The 23,720-nt window shown below is 46.5% G+C and carries 26 protein-coding genes; 14 read left to right on the plus strand and 12 right to left on the minus strand.

Annotated features, from left to right (window positions below; translation table 11 throughout):
- The first annotated feature begins 11 nt into the window (after positions 1 to 11).
- The 5 genes from catC (at position 12) to ACYZ97_RS12145 (ending at position 4,095) form a co-directional block, all read left to right on the plus strand.
- Entirely contained in the window at positions 12 to 290 is a 279-nt protein-coding gene (catC, locus tag ACYZ97_RS12125) for a muconolactone Delta-isomerase (protein WP_473299183.1), read from the plus strand.
- A gap of 5 nt (positions 291 to 295) precedes the next feature.
- Positions 296 to 592 (plus strand): YciI family protein, encoded by a 297-nt coding sequence (locus ACYZ97_RS12130; protein WP_473299184.1) that lies wholly within the window; start codon positions 296 to 298, stop codon positions 590 to 592.
- Between the two features lie 55 nt (positions 593 to 647).
- A complete protein-coding gene (gene pcaD / locus ACYZ97_RS12135) occupies positions 648 to 1,436 on the plus strand; it encodes a 3-oxoadipate enol-lactonase (protein WP_473299186.1) in 789 nt (262 codons plus the stop codon).
- Positions 1,437 to 1,628: 192 nt separating this feature from the next.
- Positions 1,629 to 3,467: a dihydroxy-acid dehydratase gene (ilvD, locus tag ACYZ97_RS12140; RefSeq protein WP_473299187.1), complete on the plus strand. Its 1,839-nt coding sequence runs from the start codon at positions 1,629 to 1,631 to the stop codon at positions 3,465 to 3,467.
- 175 nt (positions 3,468 to 3,642) lie between these two features.
- On the plus strand, positions 3,643 to 4,095 hold the full coding sequence (locus ACYZ97_RS12145) for a hypothetical protein (RefSeq protein ID WP_473299188.1): 453 nt from the start codon (positions 3,643 to 3,645) through the stop codon (positions 4,093 to 4,095).
- Here the strand turns inward: ACYZ97_RS12145 and mutS are convergent, their stop codons facing one another.
- From mutS to ACYZ97_RS12160, 3 genes are all read right to left on the minus strand, one after another.
- Positions 4,096 to 6,810: a DNA mismatch repair protein MutS gene (mutS, locus tag ACYZ97_RS12150; protein ID WP_473299190.1), complete on the minus strand. Its 2,715-nt coding sequence runs from the start codon at positions 6,808 to 6,810 to the stop codon at positions 4,096 to 4,098. It abuts the gene before it with no gap.
- A gap of 154 nt (positions 6,811 to 6,964) precedes the next feature.
- Positions 6,965 to 7,438 carry a protein-export chaperone SecB gene (gene secB, locus ACYZ97_RS12155; protein ID WP_473299192.1) on the minus strand — a complete coding sequence of 158 codons (474 nt, stop codon included), beginning with the start codon at positions 7,436 to 7,438 and terminating at the stop codon, positions 6,965 to 6,967.
- 148 nt (positions 7,439 to 7,586) lie between these two features.
- On the minus strand, positions 7,587 to 8,114 hold the full coding sequence (locus ACYZ97_RS12160) for an FxsA family protein (protein ID WP_473299194.1): 528 nt from the start codon (positions 8,112 to 8,114) through the stop codon (positions 7,587 to 7,589).
- 185 nt (positions 8,115 to 8,299) lie between these two features.
- Between ACYZ97_RS12160 and ACYZ97_RS12165 the strand changes: the two genes are divergently transcribed.
- The 5 genes from ACYZ97_RS12165 to ACYZ97_RS12185 are packed head-to-tail and all read left to right on the plus strand — an operon-like array spanning position 8,300 to position 11,419.
- Positions 8,300 to 8,995 carry a Tim44/TimA family putative adaptor protein gene (locus tag ACYZ97_RS12165; RefSeq protein ID WP_473299196.1) on the plus strand — a complete coding sequence of 232 codons (696 nt, stop codon included), beginning with the start codon at positions 8,300 to 8,302 and terminating at the stop codon, positions 8,993 to 8,995.
- Positions 8,996 to 9,048: 53 nt separating this feature from the next.
- Entirely contained in the window at positions 9,049 to 9,606 is a 558-nt protein-coding gene (locus ACYZ97_RS12170) for a Smr/MutS family protein (protein WP_473299198.1), read from the plus strand.
- Positions 9,603 to 9,968, plus strand: coding sequence for a helix-turn-helix domain-containing protein (locus ACYZ97_RS12175; protein ID WP_473299199.1), 366 nt, complete (start codon positions 9,603 to 9,605; stop codon positions 9,966 to 9,968). The genes ACYZ97_RS12170 and ACYZ97_RS12175 overlap by 4 nt, the downstream gene beginning before the upstream one ends.
- Entirely contained in the window at positions 9,955 to 10,953 is a 999-nt protein-coding gene (locus ACYZ97_RS12180; RefSeq protein ID WP_473299201.1) for a hypothetical protein, read from the plus strand. The genes ACYZ97_RS12175 and ACYZ97_RS12180 overlap by 14 nt, the downstream gene beginning before the upstream one ends.
- Position 10,954: 1 nt before the next feature.
- Positions 10,955 to 11,419 carry a hypothetical protein gene (locus ACYZ97_RS12185; protein WP_473299203.1) on the plus strand — a complete coding sequence of 155 codons (465 nt, stop codon included), beginning with the start codon at positions 10,955 to 10,957 and terminating at the stop codon, positions 11,417 to 11,419.
- Here ACYZ97_RS12185 and ACYZ97_RS12190 read toward each other — a convergent pair.
- Together ACYZ97_RS12190 and ACYZ97_RS12195 are read right to left on the minus strand one after the other, a co-directional pair.
- A complete protein-coding gene (locus ACYZ97_RS12190) occupies positions 11,416 to 12,369 on the minus strand; it encodes a DUF1402 family protein (RefSeq protein ID WP_473299205.1) in 954 nt (317 codons plus the stop codon). The two genes, ACYZ97_RS12185 and ACYZ97_RS12190, sit on opposite strands and share 4 nt — an antisense overlap.
- Before the next feature lie 95 nt (positions 12,370 to 12,464).
- A complete protein-coding gene (locus tag ACYZ97_RS12195) occupies positions 12,465 to 14,519 on the minus strand; it encodes a transglycosylase domain-containing protein (protein ID WP_473299207.1) in 2,055 nt (684 codons plus the stop codon).
- A 100-nt stretch (positions 14,520 to 14,619) separates the two neighbouring features.
- On the opposite strand from ACYZ97_RS12195, the gene ACYZ97_RS12200 reads away from it, so the two are divergent.
- Positions 14,620 to 14,913 carry a hypothetical protein gene (locus tag ACYZ97_RS12200; protein WP_473299209.1) on the plus strand — a complete coding sequence of 98 codons (294 nt, stop codon included), beginning with the start codon at positions 14,620 to 14,622 and terminating at the stop codon, positions 14,911 to 14,913.
- Positions 14,914 to 14,917: 4 nt separating this feature from the next.
- Here ACYZ97_RS12200 and ACYZ97_RS12205 read toward each other — a convergent pair whose 3' ends face one another.
- From ACYZ97_RS12205 to ACYZ97_RS12215, 3 genes are read right to left on the minus strand one after another with little or no spacing between them, the layout of a single operon-like run.
- Complete coding sequence (locus ACYZ97_RS12205) at positions 14,918 to 15,901, minus strand: Hsp33 family molecular chaperone (RefSeq protein ID WP_473299211.1); 984 nt, start codon at positions 15,899 to 15,901, stop codon at positions 14,918 to 14,920.
- A gap of 14 nt (positions 15,902 to 15,915) precedes the next feature.
- On the minus strand, positions 15,916 to 16,836 hold the full coding sequence (gene argF / locus ACYZ97_RS12210) for an ornithine carbamoyltransferase (protein ID WP_473299212.1): 921 nt from the start codon (positions 16,834 to 16,836) through the stop codon (positions 15,916 to 15,918).
- Between the two features lie 4 nt (positions 16,837 to 16,840).
- Entirely contained in the window at positions 16,841 to 18,043 is a 1,203-nt protein-coding gene (locus ACYZ97_RS12215; RefSeq protein ID WP_473299214.1) for an acetylornithine transaminase, read from the minus strand.
- Positions 18,044 to 18,432: 389 nt separating this feature from the next.
- Between ACYZ97_RS12215 and ACYZ97_RS12220 the strand changes: the two genes are divergently transcribed.
- The gene (locus tag ACYZ97_RS12220; RefSeq protein ID WP_473299216.1) at positions 18,433 to 18,954 is read left to right on the plus strand and encodes a GcrA family cell cycle regulator; all 522 of its coding nucleotides are present in this window, start codon (positions 18,433 to 18,435) and stop codon (positions 18,952 to 18,954) included.
- Positions 18,955 to 18,979: 25 nt separating this feature from the next.
- On the opposite strand, the gene ACYZ97_RS12225 is transcribed toward ACYZ97_RS12220, so the two are convergent.
- Entirely contained in the window at positions 18,980 to 19,477 is a 498-nt protein-coding gene (locus ACYZ97_RS12225) for a hypothetical protein (protein WP_473299217.1), read from the minus strand.
- Complete coding sequence (locus ACYZ97_RS12230) at positions 19,467 to 20,072, minus strand: transglutaminase-like cysteine peptidase (protein ID WP_473299219.1); 606 nt, start codon at positions 20,070 to 20,072, stop codon at positions 19,467 to 19,469. The genes ACYZ97_RS12225 and ACYZ97_RS12230 overlap by 11 nt, the downstream gene beginning before the upstream one ends.
- Before the next feature lie 287 nt (positions 20,073 to 20,359).
- Between ACYZ97_RS12230 and ACYZ97_RS12235 the strand changes: the two genes are divergently transcribed.
- The gene (locus tag ACYZ97_RS12235; RefSeq protein ID WP_473299221.1) at positions 20,360 to 21,463 is read left to right on the plus strand and encodes a peptidase C39 family protein; all 1,104 of its coding nucleotides are present in this window, start codon (positions 20,360 to 20,362) and stop codon (positions 21,461 to 21,463) included.
- The gene (locus ACYZ97_RS12240; protein ID WP_473299223.1) at positions 21,457 to 22,914 is read left to right on the plus strand and encodes a RimK family protein; all 1,458 of its coding nucleotides are present in this window, start codon (positions 21,457 to 21,459) and stop codon (positions 22,912 to 22,914) included. Before ACYZ97_RS12235 ends, ACYZ97_RS12240 begins: the two co-directional genes overlap by 7 nt.
- Before the next feature lie 18 nt (positions 22,915 to 22,932).
- Here ACYZ97_RS12240 and ACYZ97_RS12245 read toward each other — a convergent pair whose 3' ends face one another.
- Together ACYZ97_RS12245 and ccmD are read right to left on the minus strand one after the other, a co-directional pair.
- Positions 22,933 to 23,508, minus strand: coding sequence for a DsbE family thiol:disulfide interchange protein (locus tag ACYZ97_RS12245; protein ID WP_473299225.1), 576 nt, complete (start codon positions 23,506 to 23,508; stop codon positions 22,933 to 22,935).
- Positions 23,501 to 23,719 carry a heme exporter protein CcmD gene (ccmD, locus tag ACYZ97_RS12250; protein ID WP_473299226.1) on the minus strand — a complete coding sequence of 73 codons (219 nt, stop codon included), beginning with the start codon at positions 23,717 to 23,719 and terminating at the stop codon, positions 23,501 to 23,503. The genes ACYZ97_RS12245 and ccmD overlap by 8 nt, the downstream gene beginning before the upstream one ends.
- Position 23,720: the final 1 nt, after the last annotated feature.

Consider the following 23,720-nt stretch of genomic DNA (forward strand, 5'->3'; position numbering starts at 1 on the left):
AAAGAAAAAATATGCTTTATCAAGTTGTGATGGATGTTAATATTCCTGTCGATATGCAACAAAATCAGGTTGATGAAATTAAGCAACGTGAAAAGAAATATTCGCAGGATTTACAACGTCAAGGTAAATGGCTGCATATTTGGCGAATTGTTGGCGAATATGCCAATATCAGTATTTTTGATGTGGGAAGTCATGACGAGCTTCATGCCATATTAAGTAATCTGCCGTTGTTTCCTTACATGAAAATCAAGGTTACAGCACTTGCCAAGCATCCCTCTGATATAGGTTGAATGTAATGCCTTATTTGATTGAAACATTTGATAAGCCTAATTGTCAGCATGTGCGCAAGAATTTGCGTCCTGATCATCTTGTTTTTTTGCAAGAAAATAGTGCGCTTCTGCTTGCTTGTGGTGCAAAACTCAATGATGATGGTAGTGATGCCGGTGGTGGTATTTATATTGTCGATCTGGAAACACGGAAAGAGGCTGAAGCTTTTATTGAATCCGATCCCTTTTTTAAAGGTGATCTTTTTTTTGAAATTCGTATTACTTGTTGGCGTAAAGCATATATTGACAGAAAAAGCTTTCTTTAAAATAGGTTTATGCATCAAGTATCGCTTTTTATATTTTGATAGAGGATTATGAATAATGCCTTTCATCCTTGCCAATAATATTGTTACTCATTATCGCATATCAGGCGTTACAGGAAAGCCGCGTATGGTTTTACTGAATTCCTTAGGAACAGATTTCCGAATATGGGATGATGTGGTTCATCACCTTAAAGATGATTTTGAGATCCTCTCCTATGATAAACGTGGTCATGGGCTGACAGAGGATGATAACAAACAGCAAACCATTGCGCTCTTGGCGCAAGATATTATTGCGCTTCTTGATGAGCTCGGCTGGACAGAACCCGTTATTTTTGCGGGGCTTTCTGTTGGTGGTCTAATTACTCAATATATAGGTGTTCATTTTGCGGATCGCGCAAAAGCACTCGTTCTCATGGATACTGCGGCAAAAATTGGCACGCAGGATTCTTGGAATATGCGGATTGAAGCCGTTCGTCAGAATGGCATATCTGCTATTGGTGATGCGATTATGCAGCGGTGGTTCACACCATTTTTTGCATCTCAAAGAGCCGTTGATTACAAGGGGTATACACAAATGTTGGAACGTACCTCTGCAAAGGGTTATGCCGGCACTTGTGCAGCGTTGCGTGATTGTGACCTTAGTCAAGACGTGCAAAATATTGCGTGTCCTGTACAGGTTATTGCTGGAGATCAGGATGCATCGACGCCGCCAAATCTTGTTGAAAATACCGCAAAATTGATACCCAGTGCACGATTTGCATTGATTGCCAATGCTGGCCATTTGCCATGTATCGAACAGCCCGCATTGTTAGCAAAAATGATACAGACATTTATTGCCGACCTCTAGGGCAGTTCTATATTCTTGTAATGCTATTTCGATAAAGCAATACAAAAGTCGGTTTGATCCGGTTTTGTATGAAGCTATATCGTTTTTGATCAAAAATGCATGATGGGCTTGATGTTTTTTCGATTTTTCTTGCGCCATTGCACGCATTACGGCACAAAGAAATATCTTTAGAAAAATTCCAAGGAATGCAAAATGCCTGCTTATCGTTCACGTACGTCAACCCATGGTCGTAATATGGCCGGTGCACGCGGCCTTTGGCGCGCAACCGGCATGAAGGATAATGATTTCGGCAAGCCGATTATTGCCGTTGTCAATTCTTTTACCCAGTTTGTGCCGGGCCATGTCCACCTGAAAGATCTTGGTCAGCTGGTAGCCGGTGAAATTGAAAAGGCCGGCGGTGTGGCGAAGGAATTCAACACAATTGCGGTTGATGACGGTATCGCTATGGGACATGACGGTATGCTCTATTCGTTGCCTTCACGTGAAATTATCGCCGATTCAGTTGAATATATGGTCAATGCCCATTGCGCCGATGCGATGGTTTGTATTTCAAACTGTGACAAGATAACTCCCGGTATGCTGATGGCGGCGATGCGCCTTAATATTCCGACAATTTTTGTCTCTGGTGGCCCGATGGAAGCGGGCAAGATCCAATGGAAAGGCAAGGATATGTCGGTTGATCTGATCGACGCTATGATCGCCGCGGCAGATGACCATAATTCCGATGCAGAAATTGCAAATATGGAACGTGCTGCCTGTCCGACATGCGGTTCATGCTCGGGCATGTTCACTGCAAATTCGATGAATTGTTTGACTGAGGCATTGGGATTGTCATTGCCCGGTAACGGTTCGACATTGGCAACACATACAGATCGCAAACGCCTGTTTGAAGAAGCCGGACGTCGTATTGTCGATTTGGCCAAGCGCTATTATGAGAAGGACGACGACGCTGTTCTGCCTCGCTCAATTGCATCTTTTGATGCTTTTGAAAATGCCATGACACTTGATATTTCTATGGGCGGTTCGACCAATACGGTATTGCATTTGCTTGCCGCTGCTCAAGAGGGTGAAGTCGATTTCACCATGGCTGATATCGACCGTCTGTCACGCAAGGTACCTGTTCTATGTAAGGTCGCACCGGCTGTCATCAATGTTCATATGGAAGATGTTCACCGTGCTGGCGGTATTATGGCTATTCTTGGTGAGCTTGATCGGGCCAGATTGATTCATAACGATACTAAAACGGTACATAGTGATACGCTCAAGGATGCTTTACGTCAGTGGGATGTCAAGCAAAGCAATGATCCAGCTGTGCATGAATTTTATAAAGCTGCCCCGGGAGGCGTGCCAAGTCAGACAGCATTTAGTCAATCACGCCGTTATAACAATGTTGACCTTGATCGAGAAAAAGGCGTTATCCGCGACAAGGCCCATGCCTATAGTCAGGATGGTGGTCTGGCGGTTCTTTACGGTAATTTGGCAGAAGATGGCTGTATCGTCAAAACTGCCGGTGTTGATGAATCTATCCTCAAGTTTAAAGGGCCAGCGCGTATTTTTGAAAGTCAGGATTCTTCAGTTCTTGCTATCCTTAACGGAAAGATCAAGCCGGGCGATATTGTGCTGATCCGTTATGAAGGCCCACGTGGTGGTCCCGGTATGCAGGAAATGCTTTATCCTACCAGCTACCTCAAATCAAAAGGTCTGGGCAAGGATTGCGCTTTGATTACGGATGGACGGTTTTCAGGTGGCTCATCCGGCCTTTCAATTGGTCATGTTTCACCGGAAGCTGCTGAAGGCGGTACAATTGGTCTGGTAGAAGAAGGTGATATGATCGAGATCGATATACCGAACCGTAAAATCCATCTGGCTGTTGATGATGCTGAAATTGCGCGCCGTCGCGAAAAGATGGAAGAAAAAGGCAAAGCCGCATGGACTCCGGCTGAAGAGCGCAAGCGCAAGGTTTCTAAAGCGCTGAAAGCTTATGGTATGATGGCGACATCGGCCGCCAAGGGTGCCGTACGCCAGATTTAGGCAAATTTTACACATCTGATCACGATAAAGACCGGCGGCTATATATGCCGCCTGTTTTTTATGGGCTTATTCTTGCGGAAAATATTGCAGGGTTCACAGAATGTCTTTCAAATAGAAATGGTGTTCACTACGATATTGAGCGGGTCATAAAAGGAAATGATATGAATGAACTGTCTTGCGGGTTTTAGGATTTGTCCTGATTATCATTGTGGTTGTATTCTTTATCTATTACCAATTCTATCACCATCATGAAAATAGCTATTATGACCGAGAGCAGGCAAAGATTGATAAAACAATAAAAACAGTACAAGCCCAGCTTGATAAAATGCTGCCGCTTAAACTGGATGTCCATTTACAAATGACCAAAATCAGTTTGACGAAGACCGATTTTACATTTGAATACAAGGTTGTTGAAGCACCAATGGATAATATGGATTATACCGCTTTTGAAAAAGCGGTAATCAGCCATTCGGTCATGGATAAAAAACAGTTTTGCGATAGTATTTTTGCATTGGAAAAAAGTCTGCCGGACTTTCCCAATATCTATAATATCAACTATGTGCTGAATTATAACTATAAGGGCAAGATTGTAACAACACGGTTGACCCGTGCTTTTTGTACCCAGTAATTATTTTTCTTGTGCGACCTGTTTGAGGTGGTAGAGCGCGTCCAGTGCTTCACGCGGGGTAAGATTATCAGGATTGATCTTTTCGAGTGCGTCATTGACAGCAGAATGTAACATGGGTTTCGCGCAGGTTTGCATGGATACCGAGAAAAGCGGCAGATCATCAATGATTTTATGAGCCTTGCCGACAGTTTGATCCTGTTCCAGCTGGTTAAGAACATCTTTGGCCCTGTTGACCACGACATCGGGAAGACCGGCTAGCTTGGCAACTTGTATACCATAGGAGCGGTCGGCTGCACCTTTGCCGACTTCGTGCAGGAAGATGACATCGCCTTTCCATTCCTTTACCTTCATAGTGACATTCTGCAGTCGTTGCATTTTTTCCGACAAGGCGGTCATCTCATGAAAGTGGGTAGCAAAAATAGAACGACACTGGTTGACTTCATGCAGATACTCAATTGCGGCCCATGCGATGGAAAGGCCGTCAAAAGTTGCTGTTCCGCGGCCAATTTCATCTAATATGACGAGTGAGCGTTTGCCAGCCTGATTGAGAATAGTGGCAGTCTCGACCATCTCCACCATAAAAGTCGAGCGTCCACGGGCAAGATCATCCGATGCGCCAACACGGCTGAACAATCGATCGATAATTCCGATATGGGCAGAACCTGCCGGTACAAAAGATCCCATCTGGGCCAGAATGGCAATTAGGGCGTTTTGACGTAGGAAGGTTGACTTGCCGCCCATATTGGGACCGGTTAAAAGCCAGATGGCGCCATTATTCTGGTTGTCTTGTGGTGAGAGGTCGCAATCATTGGCGACAAAAGGCGATTGGGCTTGTTTGCGTAATGCCTGTTCAACGACCGGATGCCGCCCGGCTGTGATTTCAAAGGCAAGGCTTTCATCTATTTTTGGCCGACAATAACCTTGTTCTTCCGCAAGATAGGCAAGGGCGGCTGAAACATCAAGAATAGCCAGTGCATTTGCGGCATGCCGCAATGTGTCGGCATGTGTGATAATTTCATGGCTCAACTGGTCGAATATTTCCAGTTCAATCGCAAGAGCACGTTCGGCCGCATTGGCAATGCGGCTTTCCATTTCTGCCAATTCGGTGGTGGTAAAGCGCATGGCATTTGCCATGGTTTGGCGATGGATAAAGCGAGATTTTGCTTGTTCGCTGTCTGTCAATGCAGGCGCTTGTAGAGCAGTGACCTCGATATAATAGCCCAATATATTATTGTGCTTTATTTTGAGTGCTTTGATACCGGTTTCTTCTGCATAACGCATTTGTAAACCGGCGATAAAGCGTCGTGATTCATCGCGCAATTGGCGTAACTCATCCAGCTCGTTATGGTAGCAGGCGCGGATAAAGCCGCCATCACGACGTAGAAGCGGCAATTCATCAGCCAAGGCCTGATTTAAATGGTTTAGAAGCTGTTGCGGGAGATTATCAATCGCCTGAAGCGCCTGTGCTAGTTCATGCGGTAATGATTGGCCATTAAAAATAACACCGATATTGCTACAGGCTATTATGCCTTGCTGGATAGCAGCGAGATCACGTGGGCCGCCACGCTCCACAGCCAGACGTGAGATTGCCCGCGGCATATCGGGCGCGCCCTTCAAGCGCTGGCGTAATTGTTCAAGCCGTCCTGTGTCATGCAGAAAAAAGGCAATACTATCAAGCCGCATATCAATGAGTGATGGGTTGGTGAGTGGCGCCATCAGCCTTTCGCCTAATAGTCTTGTGCCGCTGCCTGTCATTGTGCGATCAATCGCCTTGAACAGGCTACCTTCCCGTTCACCGGAAAGAGTACGGGTGAGTTCAAGATTGATGCGGGTTGCCGGATCAATGAAAAGATTGCTTTGCTGGGTTTCACGCTCAGGATGCATCATGGGCGGGCGAGCATTGATCTGGGTCTTTTCAATATAGCGTATGGCGCCTGAAATGGCTGCAAGCTCTAGTCTAGAAAAGTCGGCAAATCCATCAAGTGTTGCCACATTGAAATAGTCACAAACAGTCTTCTGTGCGGTTGCGCTGTCAAAAAGGCTGGGAGGTTGGGGCGATACGGTACGACCAAGCAGATCCATGATGGGACGCAGCCGCACATCATCGAAACTTGTCTCGTCAATCAGCAATTCACGTGGATCAACACGCATAATATCAGCCAGCAGGCGTTCTTCATCGCTTTGGGAGACACGAAAAACGCCGGTTGAAATATCGATCCATGCAAGCGCAATAACAGGGCTGCCTTTTGATACGTATAGCGCCATAAGGTAATTGGCGCGATCGGGATCAAGCAAACATTCTTCAGTCAAGGTGCCAGCAGTGACAAGACGTATGACATCGCGTTTAACGACCGATTTTGCGCCGCGTTTTTTGGCTTCACTCGGATTCTCTACCTGTTCGCAAACGGCAACCTTATAACCCTGGGTAATCAATTTTTGTAGATATTCGTCAGCTGCATGACAGGGGACGCCGCACATAGGAATATCTTCGCCCAGATGTTTCCCACGCTTGGTCAGAGTAATACCGAGGGCTTTAGAAGCCTCGACCGCATCGTTGAAAAAAAGTTCGTAAAAATCGCCCATTCGATAAAACAATAACGAGCCTGGATTGGCCGCCTTGATTTCGATATATTGCTCCATCATTGGCGTTAGACGTTGGGGAGTCTCGGTTGCTTCAGGTGTGTGGTCTTGCAGCTTGTCTTTATTCATCATCATGCCAAAATATGCAGCGCTTTTTATTATGTCCTAGTGAAAACATTGATTTTTGTAAAAGGCAATATTAGCGTTTTTTACCTGTCTTTACGGTTCCATACATAAAACAAAAGCCTCGTATGGAATACGAGGCTTTTAAAATATTTATAGAATTATTTTATGCTTTAACTTGGGCGCGTGCCTGCTCTTCAGCCACACGACGCTGGAAGAGACTGGCAAAATCGATAGGGTCGATCATGAGCGGCGGGAAGCCGCCATTGCGTGTGATATCGGCGATAATTTGACGGGCAAAAGGGAAAAGCAGACGCGGGCATTCGATAAAGACCAGCGGCATGACATGTTCTTGTGGAATATTCTGAATTTTGAAAATGCCGCCATAGATCAGTTCGATATTGAACAGCATGTCTTTGCCTTCACCGGCTTTGGCAGTCACATTAATCGTTACATCGTAATTGTCATCACCAATTGGTTCGCCATTGACGTTGATGCCTATTTCAATTTCGGGAGCCTTGTCGCGTGCGCGCAATGAGTTGGGCGCATTTGGGCTTTCGAATGAAAAGTCTTTGATATATTGATTGAGTACTGTGAAAACGGGATTTTCATCTGTTTTGGTTGCTTCGTTTCCAGCCATATTGAAAGCTTTCTGTTGTGGGCGCACAGTAGCGCCGGTGTTTATGATGCTCTTGGCTACCATGTTGTAGGACATGTTGCAAGGAAAGCAGCGGCTTCATACACATGGTTGATAGCCAAATTTATGCCTTGTGCGGTGGATTGTATATTTATTTTAACCGACGATTCTCATCATTATCCTGCCGCCATGGTGAATTTTCTGGCGCGTTAGCATGGAAATCTTCGGCGTTGAGATCAATAACCTTGTCATTGTGATAATACGGGTTGTTGGATGCATCAAAATTCGTTTTATGCATCGGTGATGGGGCGAAATATCGTCTAATCATTAACCAGACAATGTTGCGGACTTTGGGAATAAGCAGAAGAATAGCAATGATGTCGCTGACGAATCCGGGAATAATCAATAAAATGGCTGCAACCATCATCATGGTGGTATGGATCACATCCTGTTCATCCAAACGCCCTGACACCATATTTTTTTGCAAGTCTGCCATCAGGGTCTGGCCTTGCATACGAAAAAGACTGAACCCTGCTGCCATGGCAAGAATAATGAGTCCGAGTGTGGCAAGAACACCGATTAGCCTGCCCACAACAATAAAACTGGCGATTTCGATAAAAATAGCCAGCAGAAAAAATAATCCCGCCATACCCGGGCGTTTGGTTTGAAAGTGTAACAAAACTTTCCCTTTCGTTTATACCAATATAGTCGATTTTTATAAAAAATAATGTCTTTTTTTCAGCTCTTGGCAAAGAAACGCATCGGACTATTTGAATGATGGGGATCATTCAATTATATGTATCTAGAATATTGATTTTGTCTGATGGGTTTGGCGCCATTAATAACTGGAGTGTTTAGCGGATTATGAATCTTAGCTTTTTAACAATCGTGATGGCGGTAGTTGCCGTTATTGTATTTTATCAGTTGTATCGTGCGCTGGGTAAACGTACCGGTCATGAAAGGCCGCCGGTTGATCCTTTCAGTATACAGCCTGATCCGGAAACACAGGCAAAGCAGGCTGCCGATAATGTTGTGGCCTTGCCGCGGGATGTCCGCACAATTGAAGATGAATATGCCGATATTGACAAGGTTGCAGATGAAGGCACTCCTGTTAATCAAGGCTTGCGTACAATTAGGGGCGCCGATTCATCTTTTGCGGTAAAATCTTTTCTGGATGGTGTGCGTATCGCCTATGAGATGATTGTAACGGCTTTTGCCAATGGTGACCGCACTTTGCTTAAAGATATGTTGTCAAAAGAGGTCTATGAAGGCTTTGTCAATGCTATTGATGCACGCGAAAAAAGCGGTGAAAGTGTAAAGTTTACTTTTATCGGGCTTGATAAGGTATCGATCGTCGATGCAGAATTGAATGATCGTGAGGCGCAAATTACGTTAAGTTTTGCCAGTGAGATTATATCGGCCACCTATGATAGTAAGGGTGAATGTGTCGATGGCGACGAGGAGGCGATTGTCGAGGTCAAGGATCGTTGGACTTTTGCCCGCAATATATCTTCGCGTGATCCCAATTGGAAACTGATCGCAACACAGGAAGATTCATGATCCCGTATGATTTGATGATGCACGGATGAAGTGCCATCAATGAAGGGGCGGAAATGGCAATGGGCGAAAAATCACAACAGGAAGCGCTCAAACATGAAGATCGCATCCTATGGGATGCGGTGCGACGCACATTGCGTCCGCTGCATGGGCCACACGAGGCTTTTGTCGATATTGATTCCATGCGAGAGTTTGTTGGCGCGGTTGATAGGCTTGCCGATAAACCTCTTCAGCCATTGCAGGAACGCAAAAACAGTCCGGTCCTTTCTAAATCTGTTCCTCCACTTGATCGTACAAGTCATCGTCGGCTTGCTAAGGGACGGGTACAGATTGAGGCACGCGTCGATTTGCATGGGTTGACCCAAAGCGAGGCTCATTCATTATTATTGCATTTTATCCAGTCGGCGCACAATCGCGGTTTACGTCATATATTGGTCATCACAGGCAAGGGAACATCGCCCGGTAGTGATGGTGTTTTGCGCCAGTCTGTGCCGCATTGGTTGTCAACTGGCCCTTTTAGGGCTTTTATATCAGCTTATGAAGAAGCAGCACGTCACCATGGCGGGCATGGAGCGCTTTATATCCGTTTGCGACGGGGAGGACATGCCCCATGACGCCATTTGGCTTGAGATTGCGCGAGTTGCGGGCTCAGCGTAATATATCCCAAAAGCAGATGGCTGATAATATCGGTGTGTCGGCGGCTTATCTTTCAGCTCTTGAGCATGGGCATCGCGGCAGTCCCAGTTTTGACTTTGTCCAGCGTGTGATTACCTATTTCAATATTATTTGGGACGATGCGGACGAGCTGATTGCCTTGGCCGGTCTTTCGCATCCACGCGTGGTTATCGATACGTCATCGCTATCGCCACAGGCAACGGAATTTGCCAATCAATTAGCGCGTCATATTGGACGGCTCGGCAAGGATGAGATCACGACGATGCTTCAGATTTTGGAACATAGAAATGCAGGGAAATAAACGTATGATCCGGTGGTTGTCGATTTTATTCCTTTTTGTTTTCACTTCTCATGCTTATGCCCATGAAACTGATGAATTACATCTATACGGTTTTTCACCCGATGGTAAGGTCTTTGCCTATGGGACCAGCGTGGCTGAACATAGTTATGAAGCACAGATTACCTTCATTGATATGGATACCGGCGAGCCGGTTGCACCGTCGCCTTTTATTGAAAGAGAAGAAACGCAAAATTATGCTAATAGTGATGATCCGGCCGTGCCGCTGGGCGTTGTGCATAAGCAGGCTGATGCGTTGTTTAAGCAGTATAAGCCGGATCCTGAGGCGATGGTTATGGTGGCGTCAGGGCCGGGAAACAGCTCTTCTGAACTTGGCAATGTTCTAGATCAGCGTAGCATGATCTTTAACCTTGGCGCTATGGAGGGAACAACGGGCGATAAGGTTTGGATGCAAAGGGTTGAACTTGAGCATTTTATTGAGGGACCGCCAAGACAAAGCGGTCAGGATGAAGCAGAGCTTCCCTGTTATGGCAATTATCAGAATATGCGCCTTGTGGTTTCAGTCATGTCTGCGAGTGTGGATATGCCAGCGGTTGAACGTCGCATCGATGGTGTGCCTGCCTGCCTATCGCGTTACCGCGTTGACAGCGCCTATTTATGGCAGGGTAGTCTGTTTAATAACGAACCGGCCCGTATGATTGTGATTATAAAAGCTGATTCTATGAGTTTTGAAGGCTCGCGCGTCCATTCAATTGTGCTGGCCTATACTTTGAGGCGCGATAAAGGCCCTTGGGTCTATAGTCTGGAAGAGATTGACAAATCGCCTTATACTTTCGGACATAATTATTTTCGCCCTATCGGGTTTTCTGGTGATTTTGGTCAATTTGCGTTTGTCGAAACGGGTATAGACAAGGATAAAAAACAGCTGTTTTCCCGGCTGTCACTGGTTGACCTTAAGCAAGACAAGCTGCTTAGACACAGTCTGTGAAATGCGTGTTCCCTTTGGTCCGCAAGCGACACTCACGCTTCATCAGCGCATCAAGACATTTGAGGCGGAGCATTTGTCACATATAACCATCCGTAACATGCATGATTTTATGCTGGCAGCCACAATATCCGCAAATTATTCATCTTCACGTTTGGATATAGGTTCTCAAAAGCAGTTGCGGCTTGGGATATTCAAAGTCGACAATAATCATTGTGATTCGCGCTTTGATGCCAAGGGCTTCAGGATATTTTATGATTGGTACGATTCTGAAACGGGTTGGTCAACCGACATTATCCATCAGGACGGCAATACAATTCCATCAAGCCGAGGTTGCGTAAAAAATTATGATCTGGCTTTCATCTATGGCCCTGTTGCTATTGTCGAGGCCGCAGATTGGGATCGGAATCAGAAATATCTGGCCATTCCTGTCAACCTTGCGGATTATCAAACGAAAGACAATGATTAGAACAGTTTTTTCAGATCATTGATCTTGGAATTGACGAACCAGCCATAGTAATTTTCCTGCGGCATGGCATTGCCGCCATTGCGGTTTTTGGCTGCCAATGCACGAGCTCGTTGTTCTGCGCCGCCGGTGTTGTAAAGTGTTGCTGTCAGGCCTGGATTTTTTGAAATGTCAAAGCCTGCAAGTTGGCGGTAACTGTCAATCGATTGGCGTATTGTTGCTGCAATGTAAGGGATTGTCAGATCAGGATCCATAATTGTTTTGTACACTTGTCCGCCATCGGTGGCAGATAGTTTGGGTAGACCGGAAATACGGTTGACACGATCCGACATCATGAGAGCCGTTAAAGGATTGACCTGACCGAGTCCAAAGGTTTGTCCAGCAAAAAAGGGTTGAAAGAAAACCGCACTAAAACGATTATTGGGGTATTTTATACCGTTAACTGTTTTGCCGCGAAAACTGGTATTCCAGACATTTTCACGGCAGGTCCAAAGCCGGTAGCTATCGGTCAATTGTTTGCAATCGGCAAATTGGGGACGCTGGACAAAACTTGTGACATCTTCGCCATTATAGGCGAATTTGACGCCTTGATTTACATAGGCCATGCCCTTCATGTAGTAGGTCTGTAAACGGTCATAGACATCGACATTATAGGTATGTTCGCCGATGATTGCGCCGGCAATATGGATAGGATCAATGCCATAGGCCTTGGCGGTGGAAACGATGCGTGCACGTAATTTGGCATCATTTTTTAAAAGATTGTAGATTTTTTGGTATTTGGCATCAAATGTTGTTGCAAGCTCACGGGTGCGTTTGGCAGAGGCCCCAGGAATGGGCGGTTGACTTGCGTTCCGGTTGCCAGGGGGGACGATAGTTTGCGCTTCAAGTCCGAAAGTCGCTGACAAAAACGTTGCCAGAACGACAAAGAGTCTGATCGCTTTAAAGTTAGACATGTAACGCAAAACCTGACCTAGATAGAGTTGATACGCTTTTCATTAGAAAAACTGCAGGAAAGAGTCGAGATCAAAATAGGGCTTTCGCCGTTTTTTTATCGACCGCGCAAAATATCAAGCAGGCTGCGATGCTGTTTAGGGCTGGATTCACCAACGGCAACAGGAGGTCTTCGGATCCAATAACCATCATCAGAAGAGTCTGTCTGAACTTGTGATGCTGCATCAGGATAGGGTGATGGTGTATCGCTGTCAGGCAAAATATCGCTGCCGCCAGGTTCGGCATTTTCAAGTCTGTAGGAGCCAGGTAATGGCGTGATAGGCAGTGTTTTTTCTGCCGATTCCATATAGGTTTTCCAGACATTGACGGGGAGTGAGCCGCCCGAAACATTTTTCATGGATTGTCCGTTGTCATTGCCAAACCATATGCCGGTGACATAATCGGCGGTATAGCCGATAAACCATGCATCGCGGAAATCCTGACTGGTGCCGGTTTTGCCGGCGGCCGGTCGTTCGATGGCAGCATGTTTGGCTGTGCCGTTTTCGACTGTCTGGGCAAGCATTGCGTTCATCATGCCGACAGCCTGTGCCGAGACAACACGTTCAGCAGTAATAGCGCCGAAATCATAAAGGACATGGCCTTTCGTATCAGTAATTTTGGAAATAAGCCGTAATTGCGGACGATAGCCGCCATTGGCAAAGGGTACAAAAGCGCTGGTTAGCTCCAGAAGGCTGACTTCCGATGTTCCAAGCGCGATAGAGGCATTATCGGGAATGCCGGAATGGATGCCGAGGCGATGGGCAACCTCGATCACTTTTTCCGGGCCGACTTCCATGATGAGCTGGGCAGCAACCGAGTTAAGTGAATGGGAAAGAGCGGTGGTCAGTGTTACTTCACCACGATATTTGCCGCCGAAATTCTTTGGGGTCCAATTGCCAATTTTGACTGGCGCATCATTGCGTATCGAATTGGGTGTACGTCCGGCTTCAAGCGCAGCCAAATAGACAAAAGGCTTGAACGTAGAACCAGGCTGACGTTTGGCATCTGTTGCCCGGTTGAATTGACTTGTTGCGTAATCGGCCCCGCCAACAAGCGCACGGATGGCTCCGCTTTTATCAATAGAGACAAGGGCGGCTTGTGAGACATTGCGCTTTTTACCATTTTCTTCAATCTGGTCGCGAATGCTTTTTTCGGCAATTTTTTGCAAGCCCATATCCAGTGTTGTTTCAACAATAATATCTTTATCGGCTTGTCCGATGAGATAGGGTAGTTGTGTCACAACCTGATCAGCGACATAATTTTCAGCCCCTGACCAGTAGGAATCGGGTCGGCTTATCGGCTCGGCTTCGGCTGTGATAAGATCGTTCTGTTTGATGAATCCTTCATCACGCATGGCTGCAAGCACAAGCTTGGCACGGTCATTGGCAGCTTTCGGGTCACGCGCCGGTGACAGGCGCGAAGGCGCTTTCAGCAATCCGGCCAATGTTGCGGCTTCCATCAGGCTTACATCACGTGCCGATTTGTTGAAATAGCGTCGTGAGGCAGCTTCAACGCCATAAGCGCCGGAACCGAGATAAACGCGATTGAGATACATCTCCAATATCTGGTCTTTTGTATATTTATGCTCAAGCCAGAGAGCCAGCAGTGCTTCTTGCACCTTACGTTCTAAAGTGCGGTCGGGGGACAGAAAAAGGTTCTTGGCCAATTGTTGGGTCAGAGTCGAACCGCCCTGTTTGCCACGGCCATGGCTGATATTGGTATAGATCGCACGGGCAATGCCAATAGGGTCAACGCCATAATGGGAATAAAACCGCCGGTCTTCAATGGCTATGACAGCTTGTGGAATGTAGGGACTCATTTGATGCAGGCCTACAGCCTCGCCACCGGTGGTGCCGCGATTGGCAATCAATGTGCCGTTACGATCGACAATACGGACATTGGGGGGGCGATCGGGTATTTCCCAAGTCGATGCCTGTGGCATTTTAAGGGCTACATAGCCGACATAGCAGCTAACCGCAATGACACCCCAGATGCCGAGGATAAAGGACCAGTAGATGAGGCGGCCAAAAAGACTTTTCTTCTTTTTTGCCGATTTGCGGCGCTTGCTCTTTTTAGGCGGTGGTGCCGCACGATCTTCATGGCTTAAGCGCATCAGGTCTCCGGGGTGATAAGTATTGATTTGAGATGTGGCTATATATTAAATGCGGCGTTTTAATGAGCGGTTAAAGCTATTACACAGGAGAAAATTCAACATGTACCATAGCCTTGTTGTCAGCCTTCTTGTCTGTTTTTACATGGTATTGCGTATCAAGCCGATCACAATCGCAGCTTCCACGGGAAATCTTGGTTTTATCGCGGCTGCTTTGGTCACGCCGTTATTATTCTTCTATGTTATTTATGGTGTAACATGTCTGGTCAGATTTTCTGCATGGAACAAGATGGATGAAGACAGCCGGCAAAAGAGTAAAAAGCGCACGGTGACAATAGTTTTCGTTTTTTGTCTGGTGCTGCTTTTCATGTCAGCCTACGGCACAGCTAGACATTGAATCTTTATGGCTTCATCAGTTCTTCCGGTGTGAACTCATAATGAGTTGAGCAAAATTCACAGGTGACAGAAACTTTGCCGTCTTCAATGCTTGTCTGCAATTCCTCGGCACTGAAACCTTTCAGCACATTTTCGATTTTTTCACGCGAGCAGGAGCATTTGTCTTCGATCTGGGTTGCTTCAAAAACACGGACACCATGTTCATGAAAAAGTCGGAACAGCAATTTTTCCACGCCAACTTGTGGGTCGGTTAACTCATCCGTATCGATGGTTGTTGTTAGTGCTTTGACTTCGGTCCAGTGATCGTGAAGGCGTGTTGTGTTTTCTGTTTCATTTTTTTCAGTATTAAACGAGGATTGTGGCAAGAACTGCGCCAGTAATCCGCCAGCGCGCCAGCTTACATGTTGTTTTCCATCCTCGCCACGCGCATAAAGTGTTGCGACACCAAGGCGGACATCGGTTGGAATTTGTTCCGATTGCGCGAAATAGTTGCGGGCTATTTCTTCCAATGTAGAGCCATCCAATGCAACAATACCTTGATAGCGCTGCATATGGGCACCTTGGTCAACCGTAAGTGCCAATGTACCTTTGCCGAGCAGTTCTTCCGGCGATATTTTATCATCAGCTACAGCCTGAAGTAATTTTTCTTCATCGAAGCGGGCATAGGCACGCAGCAAAGAAGGTGTCTGGAAATCGCAAACAAGCATATTGACCGGCCCGTCAGAAGTGGTCTGGACAATAAATTTTCCATCGAATTTCAAAGAAGTGCCGAGTAGGACGGTCAGCACCATCATTTCAGCCAAAAGCCGTGAGACCGGCTCGGGATAGGCATGGCGTGTGAGAATACTGTTTAACGTCGGTCCGAGCTGGATAGCACGGCCGCGGGCATCCAGCCCCTGTACCTCGAAGGGAACGACGCTGTCATCTCCGGCGAAATGGAAATCGCCCAAATGGATGGCGTCTTCACCTTGGCCTAATGTCTCACTCAATGGATCACCCTCTTCTAATGGCCGCTAAGGCACCAGTCCAGAATGGCTTTTTGGGCATGAAGACGGTTTTCCGCTTCATCAAAGACAACCGATTGTGGTCCGTCAATAACAGCATCGACGACCTCTTCATTACGATGGGCGGGTAGACAATGCATGAAAAGTGCATCAGGTTTTGCCAATGCCATCAGTTTTTCATTGACCTGATAGGGTAAAAAGACATTGTTTTCACGTGCACGGAACTCTTGTCCCATGGATACCCATGTATCTGTTACAATGCAATCTGCATCGCTGGCGGCAGCTTGTGGATCCTGTGTGATAATGATATCCGCACCATGATCTCTAGCCCAATCGACGTATTTTTGTTGTGGTTCACTGCCTGCAGGCACGGCAATATGCATATTGAATTTGAATAGGGCTGCCGCTTCCATCAATGAATGGAGGACATTGTTACCATCCCCCATCCAGGCAAAAGTTTTACCTTCAACCGGACCGCGATGTTCTTCATAGGTCAGGATATCGGCCATGACCTGACAAGGGTGCGTATCGTCAGTCAACGCATTGATAACAGGGATGGTTGCATATTGTGCCATCTCCAGCATGCGTTCATGGGCGGTTGTGCGAATGGTGATAATGTCGACAAAACGTGAAAGGACACGTGCCGTGTCGGCAATAGTCTCGCTGTGGCCGAGCTGCATTTCCGAACCGGTCAATGTGATGGTTTCTCCGCCCAGCTGACGCATGCCGACATCAAAGGAAACACGGGTGCGAGTTGATGGTTTTTCAAAAATCATGGCCAATGTTTTGCCGCCATAAGGACGCATGCCTTGGCCTGCCTTGAAGGCTTTTTTCATGGTTTTGGCGTGGTCCAGTATCTGGCGGGCGCTTTGCGGCGTCAGTTGGGAAAGGTCGCGGAAGTGGCGAATAGTGTTCGTCATTGTTTCAAGCTGTCTTTTTGAGTTTCTGGGAAAGGTGTGCAACACCGACTTCGATGCGGTGCAAACCTTCGCGGAGTTCATCTTCAGTAATATTGAGCGGCGGTAGAAGGCGGACAAAATTGTTACCCGCAGCTACGCATAATATATATTCATCGCGTAAGGCCTTAATGACATCTGTATTGGGTGCCGCGCATTTGACGCCCATCAATAGGCCTTTGCCATGAATACTTTCTAGTACATCGGGATAATGGTCTATAATAGCGGCCATGCCCTGTTCCAGTTTATTAGCTATGGTGGTGACGTGATTGAAGAAACCTTCTTCAAGCATGACATCCAGTACAGCATTGCCAATGCTCATAGCCAGAGGATTGCCGCCGAATGTGCTGCCATGCATACCTGCGGTCATTCCTTTGGCGGCTTCTGCTGTCGCAAGACAGGCCGCTAGCGGAAAACCGCCGCCGATGCCTTTGGCAGAGGTCAGTATATCCGGAGCAACTGATCCCCACTGATAGGCAAAAAGTTTACCGGTACGGCCAAGGCCGCATTGTACTTCATCAAAAATCAGCAACAGACCTTGTTCATCACAAAGCTGGCGCATCATTTTAAGTGTTTCTGTCGGTACAGGGCGAATACCACCTTCACCTTGTATCGGTTCAATCATAATAGCGGCGGTATGTTCGTCGATAGCAGCACGCAAAGCCCCTTCATCATCAAAAGGAACCTGTTTGAAACCTTGCGCTTTAGGGCCGAAGCCTTCCATGTATTTTTCTTGGCCACCTGCGACGATGGTCGCGAGTGTGCGTCCGTGAAAAGCACCTTCAAAGGTGATGATATCAACCCGTTCAGGATGGCCGGATACATATTGGTAGCGGCGTGCTGTCTTGATAGCGCATTCATTGGCTTCTGCTCCTGAATTGCAGAAAAATACTTTGTTGGCAAATGAGTTGGCGCAGAGTTTTTGTGCCAGCGCTTCCTGTTCGGGGATTTCGAACAGATTGGAAACATGCCAGAGCTTTTCAGCCTGTGCCTTGAGGGTTTCTACCAGTTTGGGATGGGCATGGCCGAGTGCATTGACAGCAATGCCGGAGGTGAAATCAAGATAGCGTTCGCCTTTGTCGGTTAAAAGCCATGGACCATTGCCTCGTACAAAACGCAGGCCTATCCGTGCAAATGTATCATAAAGCGGATTGGCATTCGTCTTGTCCATAGCCCTTGTCCTTTGCTGTTGTATCGGATGAGGCTGCATATTTTACAGCGCGGTTTGTCCGAAATCGGTTGAGTAGCGCACTATCATGCGATGAGCGGCAAAAGTCAACGAGGGAGCATTTAACATTCTTAACGTCATCTTACAGATAAAATTGGAAAATTTTAAAGCTTGGGGAAAACATCTTAAAAGCCTGTGTGTATTTTGGGCGGACTCTTGTCACGGAGTCACCGCTTATTGTAGTTTAGGTTATCAGCCAACCACATTTTGTGGTTCTTGTTGGTATATCAGGTCATATTTAGTTGTCTTTGCGATGAGTGATTTTCGCAGAGAGGGTGGATTCTGATTCCGGCAAGGTGAAGGGTGATGGAACGGATAAATGGAGCGCCGGCATGAACTGGACAGACGAGCGAGTTGAACTTCTCAAGAAGCTATGGAGCGATGGCTTGAGCGCAAGCCAGATTGCTGCGGAATTGGGCGGTGTCAGCCGCAATGCCGTTATCGGCAAGGTGCATCGTCTGAAGCTTTCAGGCCGTGGGAAGACAACCAAGTCGGCGCCGCGGGTGCGTAAAGCAGCAACCGCACAGACGGCATTAAAGGGCAGCCGGTCGGGCGTTTCCGCTTCGCGTACAGTGCGCAGTGTCGGGGCGACAGCATTAAAGATGGAATTTGTTGCAGATGCGGTGGCCGATATTGACTTGCGCCCGCAGGTTGATGTTGTGGTACCGATGTCACGCCATCTCAGCTTGCTTCAATTGACAGAAAATACCTGTAAATGGCCGGTGGGTGATCCTCTGGCTGAAGACTTCTATTTTTGCGGTGCTGATTCAGGGGATGAGGGGCCGTATTGCGGGTTCCATTCGAAAATCGCCTTTCAGCCGGTGTCTGAACGTCGGCGTGCCAAGGTAGCATAATATATTGAACCCCGCTCCAGCGGGGTTATTTTTTGTCTGGTGGACAGGAATATATGTCATAGGGTTCACTAGGCGTATCGACTTTTTTGCCGCTCTTCCATAAATCGTGCGGGAAAATAATCCTGTTGGAGATTTCACGATTGCTATGGGCAATTAGTTTGCCGTTCTGGCACAGGCTGATGAAGCTTGTCACATTTGTTTTTCTGAAAGTATAGGAAAAGATTTTTTCCCCTTTTTTCATGGGCTGGATGACAATATCGCCAGCATATTGTTTAATCAGGGTCTGATCATCAATGATGCGGATATCATTGTCATATCTGTCGCGAACACCAAAAACATTGGTAATGATGGTAACAGGGCCTTTTTTAAGGTCGACTCCCTGCATGAATTTATATGCAGGCGGGTCGATACTCTCCTGGGTGACATGCTCGATTATAGGACCACCGGACTCTGCCGATACGCTGTGCACCATAGGGATTATAGCAATAATAATTGTAGAGAATATCAGATATTTATTCAGCATTTACTGAACTGACGACAATGTCGTCGCGTTGCTCGATGGCGACCCAGCGACCTGTATATTGGGCTGACTGACGCTTGAGATAGGTATATTCGGTATCTTTCCAGTTGTAGATTTCATCACGCAGATTATCCAGAATAAAGTCACCACGGTCTGTACGGACGGTCAGTACCGCGTGGCCTTCGCCATCGGGTTTGCGTACAACCGTGATCAGTAGGGTCGACAGTGGCAATCCGGCTTCTTTCAGTTCACGCTGCTTTAATAGGACATAGTCCTCACAGTCACCGGCATCAACAGGATAAGCCCAATATTCTTCGCGGCCGAATAGTTCCATATCGGTTGCTGGACGGATGCGCGTATTGATATCATGATTAATACGCTGGATTTTGGTCCAGAGTGATTGGGTTAATTTGATCGGCTTGGTATTTGTATTTTTGATGGCACATTCGGCAGGCAGACGCTGGCAAAATTCAAAGTGACCGATTGGCTGGGATGTTTGGCCAACGGTTTTCATGAACGCGTTGGCAGCATGGGCGTTTGACGAGAATATCGCTGCCCCTGCAATAACCATACCTGCCATGTAATGTTTTAATGCCATTAAACTGTCCGAAATTTAAATCGTTAACAAAAGGTTAAAGGACAAGTTTGGTTCCACGTCAATGATATGGATGCAACAGTCGGGTTATATTTAAAATATGGTTAATAGCAATATCTTTTAAAATCAAATAGATAGCTTTTGATCATTTTTTAGTCTGTTTTTTCAGATAAAGGATGGCGGTTTAAAAATAAAACGTAGATTTGATAGAAACGCCGATGCTTTTTCTATCTTTCCTGTGATAATGATAAGAAAACGATGCCAATTGGTTTCCATTTTAAAGGTCCTCTATGGGCACATTGATAATACGCAAAGCACTTCCCAGTGATCTTGATCCATTGATCGAGATTGAAGAAAGTGCTTTTGAAACAGATCGCATATCGCGACGTTCTTTCAGAAATTTGTTGGTCCGGCCGACAGCCTATACGCTGGTTGCAGAGCATAGAGGCATGATTGTCGGTTACGCTATGATCCTTTTTCGTAAGGGGACGGCATTGGCACGTCTCTATTCAATTGCGGTTCGACAGGGAAATACAGCTAGAGGGGTTGGCAGGACATTGTTGAAAGCGGCAGAAGTTGCTGCATATGAAAGAGGGCGTGTTTTTATGCGATTGGAAGTGCGTGAAGACAATCGCCGCGCTATCGCCCTTTATGAGCGTTTTCATTATCGACCGATTGGAACCTATCTCGATTATTATGAAGACCATGCCCCTGCTTTGCGGTTTGAAAAAACGTTGCGTGGCAATACACCGACAAAAACAGCTATTCCCTATTATCGACAAACGACTGATTTTACTTGTGGGGCGGCCTGCTTGATGATGGCGCTTAAATATTTCAAACCCGAGGTCAAACTCAATCCGGTGTTGGAAATACGTCTCTGGCGTGGTGCAACAACGGTTTATATGCTTTCAGGACCGGGTGGTTGTGAACCGTTCGGGCTCGGTGTTCTGGCTCATGATTATGGTTTGCGGTCAAAAATTTATTCATCATCAAAAAGATTTCTTTTTCTCAATTCTGTTCGAGATCCTGAAAAGCGCAAGGTTATGGAACTGGCGCAGACCGATTTTCGCCAACAGGCAAAAGCTGCCAATATTGCAGTGCATCATAAGGCATTGGGCTTGAAAGAATTACGCCGTTTTATTGCGGATGGTGCTGTAGTTCTGGTTCTGATCAGCTTCTATCATATGTTTGGTGAAAAAGTCCCCCATTGGGTATTGGCGCATGGCGATGACGGATGTCATATTCTTATTCATGATCCATGGGTAGCGGAGGAAGAAGGTGAGACGATTGCCGATTCTGCCAATCTACCGTTGCCTTATGATATTTTTGATCGCATATCGCGGTTTGGCAAGGATGGTCTGCGCGCTGCTGTTGTTTTGGAGAAAAAATGCTGATCTCGATCATTCTTTCGGGCCGTCTGTCTGATCTTAATAATGGCGCCACGCCGCATAAGATCATGACCCATCGTGATTATCTGGCCAATCCTGGGCTTTTTGCCGGTCAGCGTCCGCGTCTCATCAACTTATCACGGGCGTATCGGTATCAAAGCCGTGCCTATTATGCGTCTCTTCTGGCAGAGGCGCGCGGCCATCGTGTGATACCGACAGTTGAAACGATGATCGATTTATCAGAGCGGCGTTTATATGAGAAGTCATTGCCCGAGCTTGAGGATAGTCTCAATAAGGCGATGAAGAATAGCTCGGCTTCTGCGCCACAAACGATTCATGTTTTTTTTGGCACAACAACGGAGCCGCGGTTTGAAAAGTTTGCCCGTCTGCTTTTTGACTGGTATCGGGCGCCTGCGCTTGAAGTCAGTGTTAAAGCCGGTGAATGGCTGACAATCCAGAAAATCTCTTTCTGTAACTGGCAAAAACTTGATAGCGAACAGACAGATGCCTTTTATAGCGCAATGGAAAAATATACAGCGCGTAGTTGGCGGGCTGCGCGGCCGAAGATTGCACCGCGTTATACATTTGCAGCGCTTTGCAACCCGCGTGAGGAATTACCGCCAAGCTCGGTTTCCAGTTTGAAACATTGGGCAAAAATTGCTGCCCGTCTTGGTGTCGAAGTCGAACCGATAGGGTCGAAAGATCTGGCAAAACTTGCCAATTATGATGCATTATTTATTCGAGAGACGACCAATATTTCCAATCATACCTACCGTTTTGCACGGCGTGCCGAGCAAGAACATATGCCGGTTATTGATGATACGGTGTCGATGATCAGGTGCACCAATAAGGTCTATCTCGATGAATTGATGCGTGCCAATGATGTTCCTGTACCGCCAACCTTGATGATCGCGGGTGAGGATGATTTGGTCAAGGCAGCTGACCAGCTTGGTTTTCCGATGGTTCTTAAAATTCCTGATTCATCTTTTTCGCGCGGCGTGAAGCGTGTTGGTACTTTTGATGAGCTTCGATCATTGGCCGTTGAATGGCTTAAGGATAGCGATCTTCTTTTGGCGCAAAAATATATGCCGACTAAATTTGATTGGCGTGTTGGTGTTTTAGGCGGCAAGCCGCTTTTTGTCTGTCAGTATAAAATGGCACGCCATCATTGGCAAATTGTCAAGCATGATACCAAAGGTGGCAAGCCGTTGGAGGGTGGTTTTACCAGTTGCGCATTATCGGATGCGCCGCCTGCCGTATTGGATATAGGCTTGAAAGCGGCACGCTGCATCGGTGACGGGCTTTATGGTGTGGATTTAAAAGAAACAGATGACGGCATTGTAGTCATAGAAGTTAATGATAATCCTAATCTGGAGCATGGCGTAGAAGATGCTTCTGAAAAAGATGAAGTGTGGTTGAATCTGACTCGATGGTTTATTGATCGGCTGGAACGATGATATTGGATGAAATTATTTTTATTGTAATGCTTTCTCAATGATTGGCAGCATTTCAGTTTTATAGATTTTATCTGTTAACGGACCGATATGTTTATGCAGGATGATGCCCTTTTTATCGACAATAAAGGTTTCCGGCGGGCCGTAAACGCCCCATTCAATTGCCGCGCGTCCTTGGGGATCAAAACCGATTTCGTAAAACGGATCACCAAAACTGTTTAAGAAGCGCAGCGCATTGTCTCGATTATCTTTAAAATTGATGCCGATCAGTAAAAAGCGTTTGTCTTGGGCAATTCTTGCCAAGACAGGGTGTTCTTCCCGGCAAGGTGGACACCAAGAACCCCAAAAATTGACGAGAAGAACTTTGCCTTTGTGTAAGGCCGGTATCACCATGGCACTGGTATTGAGTGATGACAAAGTCGTTTGCGGCATCATTTTGTTTTGTAGTGCATTGGGCACTTCGGAAGCTATTTCCGGATCGGTGTTTTCCATATGGCTGTACATGATGATCACGACGATGACAAAAAGGATGAAGGGGCCGAATAATGCCAGCATAACCGGCCAGCGCATATTTTTTTGCGGTGTCTGATTACTCATTGGGTACTGTCCGTTTTATGGTGTTTCGGTTGTAAGACAGTTGTTCTAATGTATGGTATTTCTTTTTTTGCTGATGATTTTGAGTAAGTGTCCATAAGACGAGAAAAGCGAGAAAGACAGCCGAAATAATATAGCTTGCAACTACAATTTCCATATGACTGAAGGTGCCGAGATATTGGTTTATGATAACTGAAGGAGCCGTATTATTCATA

The organism is Bartonella sp. bp_1 (genome assembly GCF_055808085.1).